This window comes from Flavobacterium sp. (genome assembly GCF_041392005.1).
Taxonomy (GTDB): domain Bacteria; phylum Bacteroidota; class Bacteroidia; order Flavobacteriales; family Flavobacteriaceae; genus Flavobacterium.
In genome coordinates this window covers 257,228-270,829 of sequence record NZ_JAWKMX010000001.1, presented here as the reverse complement: position 1 = coordinate 270,829, position 13,602 = coordinate 257,228, and the positions used below count along the sequence as shown (strand labels likewise).

Below are 13,602 nucleotides of genomic sequence, written 5' to 3'. Positions count from 1 at the left end.
ACTTCGGTAATACTTTTTTTATTTCCGTACCTTTGTTTTTTCTATAGAAAACCAACTATGCAAAAGCAAACACAAAAACAAATAGCCGTTGTAGGCGCAGGATTAGTAGGAACATTATTAGCCATTTATTTAAAAAGAGCTGGGCACATTGTTCATGTTTACGATAGAAGTCCCGATATTAGAACAGTGGAATTCTCTGGGCGATCAATCAACTTAGTAATGTCTGATAGAGGTTGGCGAGCATTAGAAAAATTAAATTTAGAGAACGAAATACAACAAATAGGAATTCCCGTAGATAAACGTGCCATTCATATTGGCAACGAACCTTTAAATTATCAATATTATGGTAAAGAAGGCGAAGCTATTTTTTCGCTTTCCAGAGGAATTTTAAACCGAAAGATGGTTGATTTAGCCGAAAAAGAAGGCGTTCAGTTTCATTTTGAAAGTAAAATATGGGATGTTTCTTTAGAAACAGCAACATTACATCAAGGTGAAACCGAAAGAGGCGAGTGGACCGATATTAACTACGACATTGTTTTTGGTGCCGATGGTGCTTTTTCGCGAGTTCGTCATCGTATGCAGCGCCAAAGCATGTTCAATTATTCGCAAGAATTTTTACAAATAGGTTATAAAGAATTGCATATTCCAGCTAATGTAGATGGTTCGCATGCACTAGATAAAAATTCGTTGCATATTTGGCCTAGAGGAGAATTTATGTTAATGGCTTTAGCCAATACTGATGGAAGTTTTACCTGTACATTGTTTTTACCAAACAAAGGCGAAAATTCATTCGAAAAACTACAAGACGAGGCTTCGGTTAAACACTTTTTTGAAACTCATTTTCCCGATGTAAAACCGTATTTATCGTTAATGATTTCCGACTTTTTTAAAAACCCAAAAAGCTATTTGGTAACTATGCGTTGCTACCCGTGGACGTTTGAAGATAAAGTAGCACTTATAGGCGATGCTTGCCATGCTATTGTTCCTTTTTATGGGCACGGAATGAATGCAGGATTTGAAGATATTACCATTTTAGTAGAAATGATGGAAAAGTATGGCGACGATTGGAAAACTATTTTTCAAGAATATCAAAAATCGCGAAAACCAAATACTGATGCTATTGCCGAACTCTCGTATCGAAATTTTATAGAAATGAGTGCAAAAACATGATCAATTTCATTTACAAAAGAAAATTGAAAAATGGTTTGCAACAAAACACCCCGAAAAGTGGATTCCTCTGTATAGAAGAGTTACATTTACCCATCAACCATATGCCGAAGCACTAGCCATAGGCGATAAACAAAATGCTATTATGCAAGAAATATTAGCGATAGCGAATATCGAAGAAATTTGGGAAACTGAAGCAATTGAAAATAAAATTTTAGAATTGTTAAAAAATGTAAATTAGTATTCTAAAATATTTCCTATGACAGTACTTATTGTTTTTGTTTTAATTTTACTAATAGTAATAATAGCAACGCTTAATAAGCAAAGTAACCAAATAAATAATTCTTTTTTTTCGCTACATTCAAAACTAAATAGTGTTGAAGAAAAATTAAAAAATTTAGAAGAAAAATTAGCACAACCGCAATTTACGTTAGATGATGTAAAAGAAGAAAAACAACAAGCCAATAGTACTGTTGAAGAAAATGTAGAAGCAGAAATTGAGGTTTTCGAAACTACAAAAGCAGAAGAGCTTGTTATAGAAAGTATTGAAGAAATAGAAACAATACCAGAAAATTTTCAGCCAGAAGTTTTCGATGTACTATCAGATGAACCAGAGAAAATTCTTACAGAAAACTACATTCCAAAGAAATCGTGGTTTGAACAATTTAAAGAAAAAAATCCGGATTTAGAAAAATTTATTGGTGAAAACCTAATCAATAAAATTGGTATTTTAATATTGGTTTTAGGTGTAAGCTATTTTGTAAAATACGCTATCGATAAAGATTGGATAAACGAACCCGCACGTGTAGGAATCGGAATTTTAGCAGGCTCATTAGTAATGGCAATTGCCCATAAACTAAAAAAGAATTTTGCAGCATTTAGTTCGGTTTTAGTTGCTGGTGCAGTTAGTATATTTTATTTTACTATTGCTATTGCTTTTCACGAATACCAATTGTTTAGCCAAACGGTAGCTTTTGCCATAATGGTAGGTATTACAGCATTTAGTGTTTTTGTTTCGGTTTCTTATAACCGTCAAGAATTAGCCGTTTTGTCATTAATTGGTGGGTTTGCGGTTCCTTTTATGGTAAGTAATGGCGAAGGAAATTATGTGGTGCTATTTACCTATTTAGCAATTTTAAACATAGGAATTTTAGCCATTTCATATTTCAAAAAATGGAATGTTGTAACACTACTTTCGTTTGTATTTACTACTATTTTGTATTGGGTTTGGTTAGGTAACGAAATTTCAAGTAATAATTTTCCTCATAGAAATGCTTTATTGTTTGCAACGTTATTTTACGTTGTTTTTTCGGTTGCCATTGTACTTAGTAATTTACGACAAAAAGGATCATTATCTGGTTTTGAATACACTATGTTAGTTGCTAATAATTTTGCTTTTTTCGGTTTCGGAATGGCTATCATTCGCCATAGTGGGTTAAATTTTACAGGATTATTTACATTGCTTTTAGCGGTTTACAATTTAGTTTACGCAGCTATTTTGTATAATAAATTTAAGTTCGATAAAAATGCTATTTATGTTTTAATAGGTTTAACACTTTCGTTTGCTACTTTAACAATTCCGATTCAGTTCGAAGGAAATCAAATTACTTTATTTTGGGCTGCCGAAGCCGTATTGTTATTTTGGTTAGCACAAAAATCGAAAATTCAATATTTTAAATTAGCGGCAGTACTAGTTCAGTTTTTAACTATTGCAAGTTTGTTGTTAGATTGGCTTAACTATGCAACAGATAAAGAACTTAATATAATTTTAAATCCGCTGTTTATTGCAGGAGCAGTTGTAACCATTAGTTTCGTGTTAAGTTATTTTATATTAAAAAACGAAAAAGAAACGAAAGTATTTACAATCAATTTTAATCCAAAAGCTTATACTAATTTTCTATTTATAGCAATTGTAATTAGTGCTTATTTTACAGGTTTTTTAGAAGTTTATTTTCAAGCAAATGCACGATTAGAAAACAGTGGTTCATGTATTGCATTTCCTGTTGCGTACATTTTGTATTTTTAGCTGTTTTAATTACGGTTATACAAAACTATAAAAACCAGTTAGTCAATACAATTACAGCTGTTATTTCAATATTTAGTATTTTTCTTTATATCGTTTCATTTTATAAGTTAACCAATTTTGAAATTGTCGAAAACCTTATCTATACTACTCAAAACCAGTATGCTTTTTATCTGCATTATGTAACAGTAATTGCTTTGTTGTATGTAGTATATCAATTATATAAAAGGGCAACAGCAGAAAATAAATTACAACTTTTATCGGGCAAAATAATGCCTTGGTTAGCTGTTTTTTCTATTGTTTATGTATTAAGTTGCGAATTACTTATTCACGGTTTACATTTTTCTTCGCCTATTGATGCGGCTAAAATAACACAATATAACCCTAATATTTCATCATTTAATGATGCTTCAATTTATGAAATATCTTCGTTTGCGAACTATGAACTTTCTAAAACAAAAACACAAATCATAAAAATAGGTTATCCTATACTTTGGGGCTTATTTTCATTTGTATTTTTAATTATTGGAATTAAAAAGCAATCTAAAACGCTACGAATTATTGCACTTTCGTTATTAGGCTTAACCATAGCAAAATTGTTTGTGTACGATATTAACAACGCTTCCGAAACAGGTAGAATAATTGCATTTATCTTATTAGGCGTACTCATTTTAATTATTTCATTTGTCTATCAAAAATTAAAAAAATTAGTAACTAGCGATGAACCTAAAAAAACTAATGATGAAGGCTAAAATTTTAATTTTTGCAATATTTGTATGTAGTTTAGGATTTGCTCAAAATTATAAAGGCAAGTTAAATGAAGTTAGCGAAACAGGATTTTATGAAATTTTGCTTTCGCCACAAGTGCGTTCGGCTACACAAGACAATACCGATTATTTTCGAATTATTGATGCCGCACAAAACGAAGTACCGTATGTTTTTGTTTCAAAAACAGCACAAATAGAACGAACATTTGAATCGTTAGAAATTATAGCAAAAAACACAATTAAAGATTCGATTACAACGTTAATAATTAAAAATTACCAACAAGAAAACAATGGCGAATTAGTTTTTACAGTTTCAAATACCGAAATAAATAAGTACTATTCTATTAGTGGAAGTAACGATCAACGAGATTGGTTTGGCTTAGCTTCTAATCGTTTGCTAAATAATTTAAATGCGCAACAAGGAAATACAACTAATAAAACAATTTTATTTCCGTCAAACACTTATCAATATTTAAAAATTGAGTTTATTGATAAAAATTCGCTTCCTATAAACATTTTAAAAGTTGGTTACTACAAAGGAAATCGAATTGCGTTTCAACCTTCTGAAATTACAAGTTTGTTTAAATATGCCAAAGAAGAAGACAAGCAAAATAAAAAAACTAACATTACTTTTTCTGCCGAAACACCACAAAAAATAAATGAAATTTCATTTGAAATTACAACTAAGTTTTTCAATAGAAAAGCAAATATATTTGTAAAGCGAAAAAGAAAAACCAAAAATAAAACAGAAGAATATTTAGAAAAAACAGCATCAATTCAATTAAACGCTAATTATAAAAACACATTTAATTTTTTCAATTTATTTGAAAAAGAAATTAAAATTGAAATTGAAAACGAAGACAATCCACCACTGGAAATAAATAATGTAAAGTTGTTTCAAACCCCACTTTTTGTAATCGCAAATTTAAAAGCGAACGAAAAATACCAAGTTATAATCGATTCAACACTTAAGCAACCTAATTATGATTTGGCAAATTTTACCGATGCAATTTCCAAAAAAAGTACATTAGTTGAAGTTTCTAATTTAGAAAAAATACATACTTCAAAACCAGAAGAAAAAGAAAAACCATTTTGGCAAACGCCTATATTTATGTGGTTGTGCATTATTTTAGGCATTGGCGTTGTGTTCTATTTTGCCATAGGATTATTAAAAGATATGAAAAAAGAATAAGGAATAAAATCCATACCTTTGCGCACTATGCTAAAAAAAGAAATTCAAATTGCGGTAGATAAAGGCGAAATGCTTCCTCTAATGGAAGCGTTTTACACCATACAAGGCGAAGGCTTTCATACGGGAACTGCGGCTTATTTTATTCGAATTGGTGGTTGCGATGTAGGTTGCCACTGGTGCGATGTAAAGGAAAGTTGGAATGCCGATTTGCATCCGCCTACTGCAACAGATGTTATTGTTGCTAATGCTAAGCAATATGCCGAAACCGTTGTGGTTACAGGCGGCGAACCATTAATGTGGGATATGCTTGCATTAACTTCAAAACTACAAAAAGAAGGACTAAAAGTACATATTGAAACTTCGGGCGCTTATGCCGTTACAGGAAATTGGGATTGGTTTTGTTTATCGCCTAAAAAAACAAAACTTCCCGTTCAAGAAGCATATAATATGGCTAACGAATTAAAAATAATTATTTACAACAAACACGATTTTCAGTTTGCCGAAGAACAAGCTGCACAAGTAAATAAAAAAGCGGTATTGTTTTTGCAACCCGAATGGAGTAAAAAAGAAGAAATGACACCATTAATTATTGATTATGTTATGAAAAATCCGAAATGGCGCATATCTTTACAAACACATAAATATTTAAATATTCCTTAATTCTAAATTAATTACAATGAAAAAAGTATTCTTAATTTTTGCTTTCATTTTAGTAGGGCAAATGGGGTTTTCTCAAGAAGATTTTAAAGCTGATGTTTTAAAAATGATGAAATTGTCGGGTGCAAATTCAGCTATGGATGCAGCAAAAGGACAAATTTTAACCATGATTCCGTCAGAAAAGCAAGCCGAATTTTTAAAAGAGTTTGATGTAATAGTAAATTCTATTTCAGAAAAACAAGCCGATAATTATATGGAAGTTTATTCGCATGACGATATTAAAGAAATGATAAAATTTTACGAGTCGCCAATTGGTCAAAAAATTCAAAAAAATGCACCAATATTAGCCGAAAAATCAATGGCTACGCAACAAACCGTGGGAATGGAATTACAAGGTTTAGTAATGAAATATATGCAATAATTAAAAACGAATTTGCTTTAAAACCGACTTTAGTCGGTTTTTTTATGTCGTAAGTTTTGCTAAATAATCGAAATGTTCGCCTTCTATAACTAATTCGCACTGAAAACCATTTGCAACAGCGGCATTTTGTAATGTATTAAAATCGATATACATCCAATTAAACGGTTCTTCTTTTTCGCCTTTATACTGAATTTCAAAAGTAACTTCGCCATAATAATCTACATCGGTTGGAATCCATTTGCCACCGTCGTCATCTTCATCGAACATATAAATAATATCGGAAGAATCCAGTAAAATTTGTCCATTTTCGTTGAGTAATGATTTCAGTTTCTGCAAAAATTTTGATATGTTTTTCAGTTTGCCACACATACCAGCGCCATTCATAAGTAGTAAAATGGTATCGTATTTTTCATGCTGATGAAAATCAGAATCTAAATTTAATTCCATTACATCTTTAACTTTTGCCTTTTTCAATCCTCGAAGTAAACACGCTTCAATAGCATTTGCAGAAATATCAATTGAAGTTACCTCTAAATTTCTTTCGTTTTGTAAATACAAACTATGGCTACCAGCACCACAACCCACATCTAAAACATTACCTTTTGCTAGTTGCAATGCTTTTTGTTCCATTTTTGGCATTTCATTAAAGCCACGAAACAAATAAGCCACACTCATTTCATCGGCTTCACTAATAGAAGTTTCGGTAATTAAATCTTCTGGATGATTATTGGTTTGATAATCTAAAATGGCTTTTCCAAAAAGGTCTTTCATAAATTTACGAAGTAAATTTTGTTTCAGGTTATAAGTTTCAAGTTGTTTAAATTACATTTGCGAAATTAATGCTCATGAAATAGAACCTGAAACTTGAAACAAAAATAACAAATAACTTGAAATTAGAACAATTAAATAAACTAGCTAAGGAAAAACATAACGATAATAAAAAGTACTTCGATAAACTTAAAAAGAAGCCACCGAAGAATTTAGATTATGTAATGCAAGACTTACACGATGCCGAATTTAAAAGAACCGATTGTTTAGATTGTGCCAATTGTTGTAAAACCACTGGACCACTTTTTACAACTGCAGATATTGAACGCATTGCAAAACATTTACGTTTAAAACCACAACAATTTATTGAACAATATTTGCGAATTGACGAAGATAACGATTATGTGTTGCAACGTGTTCCGTGTGCTTTTTTAGATAGCGATAACAAGTGTTTTATTTATGATGTTCGTCCAAAAGCGTGCCGCGAATTTCCACACACCAACAGAAAAAAGTTTCAGCAAATAGCGAATCTTACTTTAAAGAACGTGGCGATTTGCCCTGCGGCTTTTAACATTGTAGAAGAAATGAAGAAAAAAATTATATTGTAACTTTTTAGTTAACAGTTTACAGTAAATAGCATTTAGTTTTTTTGTTACCTTGTCATTGATTTCGCAAAATATTCTATTTTCGTAGGAATCTAAATTTAATTTATGAAAAAAGTATTTCCATCAAAAGTTGATAAATTTATACCAATTTTATATTGGGCAACTTCAATTCCGGCAATTATTATAGGTGTTAGAGAAAAAGATTGGGTAATTTTTGCTATTATAATTGCCGTTTTTATCTTAATTATGTATTTGCTTTACGATACAAACTATACAATTACAAAAGGAAATTTAAAAGTGCATTCAGGATTTGTTGTTAATAAAAATATTTCGATTTCAACTATTAAATCAATTAAGAAAACCGATAGTATTTTAAGTGCACCAGCGGCTTCGCTTACCGATAGAATTGAAGTGTTTTATGAAAAATCAAAATCAATTGTTATTTCGCCAAAAGACATACAGGGTTTTGTAGATGAATTGTTGAAATTAAATCCAGAAATTATTGTTGAGAATTAATTTGGTTTCATCTTTCTTCTTTACTCATAAATCAAATATTTTTCTCGTATTTCCTTAAATTGGTCTAAACCATCTTGCCACGAAGCACGAATTTCATTTTCCGAAACTCCAGTTTCAATTTGCTGTTGCAGCTTTTTTGTTCCCGCTAATTTGGTAAAAAACGAATTAAAAAATTTCGATTTATCTGGGGTTTCATTATAAGCGTTAATCAGCCATTTCAATTCGAGTTGGTTTACCTTTTCAATTTCCGATAAATCTACACCATGGCATTCTATACCATTATATAAAGGTTCTTTTGCGCCTTCATTTGGTTTTGGTGTAAACGTATAATCATTAATTATAAGTTCTGCTTTAATACCGTTTATTTCTTCAATCTTGCCAGTTAATAAATAAGGCGAACCGTAAATTTGAAATTGTTTATTGGTTCCACGACCTACGCTTACATTGGTTCCTTCAAAAAAACACAAACTCGCATATAAATTTATAGCTTTGTCGTTTGGTAAATTAGGCGAAGGTTTTACAGGTAAACTATAAGACATATTTCTAGCATAATTCTCACAAGGAATTACAGTCAATTCACATTGAACATTATTGTTTAGCCATTTTTCGCCGTTAATCATTTTTGCATATTCGCCAATAGTCATTCCGTGCAAAACAGGAATTTTGTGCATTCCAACAAAACTTTTGAATTCCGTTTCTAAAATTGGTCCATCAACAATAGCAATATTTGGGTTTGGTCTATCTAAGATTATGAGTGGTATTCCCACTTCGGCACAAGCTTCCATAACATAATGTAGCGTAGATATATAGGTGTAAAATCGTGCGCCCACATCTTGAAGATCAAAAACTATAATATCTAAATCGTTTATTTGTTCGGGTTTTGGTTTTTTATTATTTCCGTAAAGCGAAATTATTGGCAGGCCGGTTTTAGTATCTTTTCCGTCTTTAATAAGTTCGCCAGCATCGGCAGTTCCTCTAAAACCGTGTTCGGGTGCAAAGATTTTTCGTACATTAATTTTTTGTTCTAGAAAAAAATCCACAATACTCATAGTTACTAATTCACTTTCTTTTTCATGTAAATGCCCTTTCATTATTGTAAATTCAATTATTCCTGTTTGATTGGTAAGAACTCCCACTTTTTTATCTTTTAATAAAGAACTGTACTTAGAAAAATTTTCAGCACCCGTAATTATTTTTTTTTCATTTCTTATTGAATCGATATCTTTTGTTTTAGACTTTCGACTTTCGACTTTCGACTTTTGACTTGACTGGGTTGAATTTCCACACGAAAAAACAAGTAAAACCAAGAATAAAAATGTATTTTTGAATAATAATTTCGGAATCATAATAAGTTGAATTTAGAATATTTCATAGCCAAACGATTAGCAACTGCTAAAAGCCATAAAAGTAGTGTATCTTCTCCAATAATAAAAATAGCAACTATTGCGGTAGCACTTGGTATAATTATGATGCTGGTTGCCGTGGCTACAAGTATGGGGTTGCAACAAAAAATTAGAGAAAAATTTTCGGCAGTTAACGGACATATTATTATTTCTAATTTTGACGATAATCAATCGGAAATTAATACAATACCTATTGCTACCGAGCAAGATTTTTATCCAAATTTTACAACGGTTAGCGGTATCAAGCACATACAAGCTATAGCAAATAAAACGGCTTTAATTAGAACAGAAGAAACGGTTGAAGGTGTTGTTTTTAAAGGAGTAGGAGCAGACTATGACTGGAGTTATTTGCAAAATTATTTGGTGCAAGGCACATTGCCAAATGTATCTTCTAAAATTACCGATGACATTGTAATTTCCGAATATTTAGCCAATCGATTAAAATTGAAACTTAACGATGTTGCCCGAACCTATTTTTTAAAAGATGGTGGAAAAGGATATAACTTGCGTAGTTTTAAAATTGTAGGAATTTTTAATTCAGGATTTCAAGATTTTGATGCCAATTATGTGCTGGGCGATATTCGTCATATTCAAAAAATTAATAAATGGAAACCAAATGAAATAGGACAATTTGAGGTTTTTATTGACGATTTTGATAAAATTGAAGAAAAAGGCGAAGAAGTGTATAAAGCAATTCCGCCTATTTATAACAGCACTACTATTGCTCAAAAATATTATGGAATATTTGAATGGCTAAAAATGTTCGATTTTAATACGCTTATTATTTTAATTGTAATGATTGTTGTAGCAACTATAAATATGATTGTAGCGCTACTGGTTTTAATATTAGAAAGAACACAAATGATTGGCATATTAAAAGCCTTGGGCGCATCGAACTGGGTAGTTAGAAAAGTGTTTCTTTATAATGCGTTTCGCTTAATTAGTAATGGGTTGTTGTGGGGCAACGGAATTGCGATTGCACTATTACTTATTCAAAAATATTTTCAAGTTGTAAAACTAAATCCTGAGAATTATTATGTAACAAGTGCACCTGTAGTAATAGATATTCCGTATTTTTTATTAATTAATATGGGAACAATCTTAATTTGCTTAGTAGTATTGATGCTACCATCGTATATTATTACTAAAATTTCGCCTGTTAAAGCAATACGTTTCGATTAATAGAAACCCTAATCTTCTTCATTTTCAGATGTACTAGTGCCTAATTTTTTTGCTTTTTCGCGCCAAGAATTTGCTAAATCTTTTAAGTCTATTGGTTTTGCTGGCGGTTGTTCTACCAAATGTTTTTGGCGAAATGCGGTTACCAAAATGCTTTCAATTTGAAAATCTTCAAAAACATCGTAAGGTTTGTATGTTTTTTTTAAATCAATATCAAATAATTTTGCGGTATTGTTAGACCAAAATGCTTTCCAACCGCTTTTGTAATCTTTTATTAAATTAAAAGTACTTTCTCCTGTTTGCCGAGCTATTAATTTTACTAATATTTGACCATCTTTTCTAGATAATTTTTTTAAACGTGGTTCAAATTCTTTTTGCAAATAATCTTCGGCAATTTTTAAATATTTTTTCTTTTCTTTTTTGGTTTTAAGTTGGGCTAATACCGTGTTTATTTTAACCAATTTTTCAGCAGTTGCTTTTGCATACGGATACGTTTTAAAAACACGTCTTTTTAAAATAATAAGTCTTTTTTGCGATTCCGATAATTTTCCCTTTTCCGATATAACCAACTCTTTTAACTCAAATGAATATAAAATAGACGAGTCTTGTTTGGTAACTTTTAACGTGTCTTGTTCTTGAATTTGCGAAAAAATCAAGTTGCAAAGCAATACGTTAATAAACAAAAAAAGTAGTTTCATTCTAAAATAATAGTTTATAAAGTTCATCAAAATTAAACAATTATTGTCAAGTCTTGTGCCAATTTTATAATTTAGCACAAAATTAAAATGATATGAGTTCAAAATCAATATTAAAAAAGACATCGTTAACTTTTTTAGAAAACTATTTAAACAACGCATCGCCTACAGGCTGGGAAGCATCGGGGCAAAAATTATGGATGGAGTATTTGAAACCTTATGTAGATACTTTTATAACCGATACTTATGGCTCTGCTGTAGGTGTTATAAATCCTGATGCACCTTATAAAGTTGTAATTGAAGGTCATGCCGATGAAATTTCATGGTACGTTAACTACATTACAGACGATGGTTTAATTTACGTAATTAGAAATGGTGGAAGCGACCATATGATTGCGCCATCGAAACGTGTTAATATTCATACTAAAAAAGGAATTGTAAAAGGTGTTTTTGGCTGGCCAGCTATTCATACACGAAGTAGAGATAAAGAAGAGCCTGCAAAAATTAGTAATATTTTTATAGACTGCGGTTGCGAAACCAAAAAAGAGGTTGAAGCATTGGGCATTCACGTGGGTTGCGTTATTACCTATCCAGATGCTTTTGAAGTTTTAAACGGAAATAAATTTGTTTGCCGCGCTATAGATAACAGAATGGGCGGTTTTATGATTGCCGAAGTAGCTCGTTTATTAAAAGAGAATAAAAAGAAATTGCCATTTGGCTTGTATATTGTAAATGCTGTACAAGAAGAAATAGGTTTGCGTGGTGCCGAAATGATTACACAAACCATAAAACCAAATGTTGCTATTGTTACCGATGTTTGCCACGATACTACAACACCTATGATTGATAAAAAAATTGAAGGCGATTTAAAAATGGGGCGTGGACCAGTTATTGCGTATGCACCTGCTACACAAAACAATTTACGCGAAATGATTGTTGCTACTGCAGAAGAAAACAACATTCCGTTTCAGCGTCATGCCTCTTCAAGAGTAACAGGAACCGATACCGATGCGTTTGCTTATAGTAATGGCGGTGTGGCTTCAGCACTAATCTCATTGCCTTTACGCTATATGCACACTACTGTGGAAATGGTACACCGCGAAGATGTAGAAAATGTTATTAAATTAATTTACGAATCGTTACTGAAAATAGAGAACAACGAAACGTTTTCGTATTTTAAATAATAAAAAAATGCCTCGTTAATTAACGAGGCATTTTTTTATTGAATTAATTTGGCAACTATTTTTGAAACGGGTAAAATTTCTTTTGTATTTTCTATACTTGGTCCTGCTACCCAAACAGTTTTATAAGTAACTTCTTTAGCCGCTTTTTCGGTAGCTTTCATTCCAATGTAAAAACGAAACATTTTTACCCATTTTTTTAGTTTTTTATTTTTGTTTAATAAACGTTCGTACCAAGGCTGTTTTGTGCCTACTTTTTGTACGTATGGTGTATTAATAACGGTACAAGGCGTACCCGATATTCTTTCGGTCATTACAATATCGGTAGCGCCGTAATCTACACAAGCTTGTTTGTATTCTGTAGAAACATCGGCCTCTTCTGAAGCAATAAACGGACTGCCAACAGAAACACCAACGGCGCCATAACGTAACATCTTATCTAAATCGGTTTTAGAGCTTACACCACCAGCAGAAATTACAGGTAAAGTAGTGTTTTCATTTAAGACATTAATTAACGTTTCAGGATTAATATTACCTCTGTGGCCACCTGCTTCGTTGTTTACAGCCACGAGTGCATCGGCGCCAAGGCTTTCTACTTTTTTTGCAAAATTTAAATCGGTAACATCGCAAAATACTTTTATACCAACTTTGTGAGCTTCTCTTATGGTTTCTTCTGGACTTCCTAATGAAGTTAAAATAAAATCGACTTTTTCTTCGCAAAGTAAACGAAGCTGTTCTTTGTATTTTACATTCGATTTGTTTACAATTAAATTAAATCCAAAACTTCCGCCAGCAACTTTGGCTTGCTTCAATTCATTAATAGCGTCTTTTAACTGGTCTAATGTTCTGTAATTTAATGCAGGAATACAACCTGCAATACCACATTTCATAGCTTCTTTTACCATTTTAGTGTTTGATACTAAGAACATAGGCGCCATTATAATAGGATATTGTATTTGAAGCAGTTCGGTTAAACTCTTTTTAGCCATAGAAATCAAAATTTATCCAAATATACAAATTTGTATGCA

General features: G+C 31.4%; 11 protein-coding genes and 2 pseudogenes. 9 read left to right on the top strand and 4 right to left on the bottom strand.

What is annotated here, in order from left to right:
- Positions 1-57 precede the first annotated feature (57 nt).
- From R2808_RS01265 to R2808_RS01245, 5 genes and pseudogenes are all read left to right on the top strand, one after another.
- Positions 58-1,408, top strand: a pseudogene (locus tag R2808_RS01265) (FAD-dependent oxidoreductase).
- A gap of 18 nt (positions 1,409-1,426) precedes the next feature.
- A pseudogene (locus R2808_RS01260) lies at positions 1,427-3,942 on the top strand (DUF2339 domain-containing protein).
- Positions 3,932-5,149 (top strand): DUF3999 family protein, encoded by a 1,218-nt coding sequence (locus tag R2808_RS01255; protein ID WP_371269118.1) that lies wholly within the window; start codon positions 3,932-3,934, stop codon positions 5,147-5,149. Before R2808_RS01260 ends, R2808_RS01255 begins: the two are co-directional and overlap by 11 nt.
- Positions 5,150-5,176: 27 nt before the next feature.
- Positions 5,177-5,809: a 7-carboxy-7-deazaguanine synthase QueE gene (locus R2808_RS01250; RefSeq protein ID WP_371269116.1), complete on the top strand. Its 633-nt coding sequence runs from the start codon at positions 5,177-5,179 to the stop codon at positions 5,807-5,809.
- A 16-nt stretch (positions 5,810-5,825) separates the two neighbouring features.
- Positions 5,826-6,227, top strand: a complete 402-nt coding sequence (locus tag R2808_RS01245) for a DUF2059 domain-containing protein (RefSeq protein ID WP_371269115.1) — start codon at positions 5,826-5,828, stop codon at positions 6,225-6,227.
- Between the two features lie 42 nt (positions 6,228-6,269).
- On the opposite strand, the gene R2808_RS01240 is transcribed toward R2808_RS01245, so the two are convergent.
- On the bottom strand, positions 6,270-6,998 hold the full coding sequence (locus R2808_RS01240; RefSeq protein ID WP_371269114.1) for a class I SAM-dependent methyltransferase: 729 nt from the start codon (positions 6,996-6,998) through the stop codon (positions 6,270-6,272).
- A gap of 116 nt (positions 6,999-7,114) precedes the next feature.
- On the opposite strand from R2808_RS01240, the gene R2808_RS01235 reads away from it, so the two are divergent.
- Together R2808_RS01235 and R2808_RS01230 are read left to right on the top strand one after the other, a co-directional pair.
- Positions 7,115-7,603, top strand: coding sequence for a YkgJ family cysteine cluster protein (locus R2808_RS01235; protein ID WP_371269112.1), 489 nt, complete (start codon positions 7,115-7,117; stop codon positions 7,601-7,603).
- Between the two features lie 102 nt (positions 7,604-7,705).
- On the top strand, positions 7,706-8,116 hold the full coding sequence (locus R2808_RS01230; RefSeq protein ID WP_371269111.1) for a PH domain-containing protein: 411 nt from the start codon (positions 7,706-7,708) through the stop codon (positions 8,114-8,116).
- A gap of 20 nt (positions 8,117-8,136) precedes the next feature.
- On the opposite strand, the gene R2808_RS01225 is transcribed toward R2808_RS01230, so the two are convergent.
- Complete coding sequence (locus R2808_RS01225; protein WP_371269110.1) at positions 8,137-9,462, bottom strand: exo-beta-N-acetylmuramidase NamZ domain-containing protein; 1,326 nt, start codon at positions 9,460-9,462, stop codon at positions 8,137-8,139.
- A 6-nt stretch (positions 9,463-9,468) separates the two neighbouring features.
- On the opposite strand from R2808_RS01225, the gene R2808_RS01220 reads away from it, so the two are divergent.
- The gene (locus R2808_RS01220; RefSeq protein WP_371269109.1) at positions 9,469-10,701 is read left to right on the top strand and encodes an ABC transporter permease; all 1,233 of its coding nucleotides are present in this window, start codon (positions 9,469-9,471) and stop codon (positions 10,699-10,701) included.
- A gap of 8 nt (positions 10,702-10,709) precedes the next feature.
- On the opposite strand, the gene R2808_RS01215 is transcribed toward R2808_RS01220, so the two are convergent.
- The gene (locus tag R2808_RS01215; RefSeq protein WP_371269108.1) at positions 10,710-11,396 is read right to left on the bottom strand and encodes a DUF4294 domain-containing protein; all 687 of its coding nucleotides are present in this window, start codon (positions 11,394-11,396) and stop codon (positions 10,710-10,712) included.
- Positions 11,397-11,488: 92 nt separating this feature from the next.
- Between R2808_RS01215 and R2808_RS01210 the strand changes: the two genes are divergently transcribed.
- Positions 11,489-12,577, top strand: a complete 1,089-nt coding sequence (locus R2808_RS01210; RefSeq protein ID WP_371269107.1) for a M42 family metallopeptidase — start codon at positions 11,489-11,491, stop codon at positions 12,575-12,577.
- A 35-nt stretch (positions 12,578-12,612) separates the two neighbouring features.
- Here R2808_RS01210 and R2808_RS01205 read toward each other — a convergent pair whose 3' ends face one another.
- Positions 12,613-13,563 carry an NAD(P)H-dependent flavin oxidoreductase gene (locus tag R2808_RS01205; protein WP_371269105.1) on the bottom strand — a complete coding sequence of 317 codons (951 nt, stop codon included), beginning with the start codon at positions 13,561-13,563 and terminating at the stop codon, positions 12,613-12,615.
- Positions 13,564-13,602 lie beyond the last annotated feature (39 nt).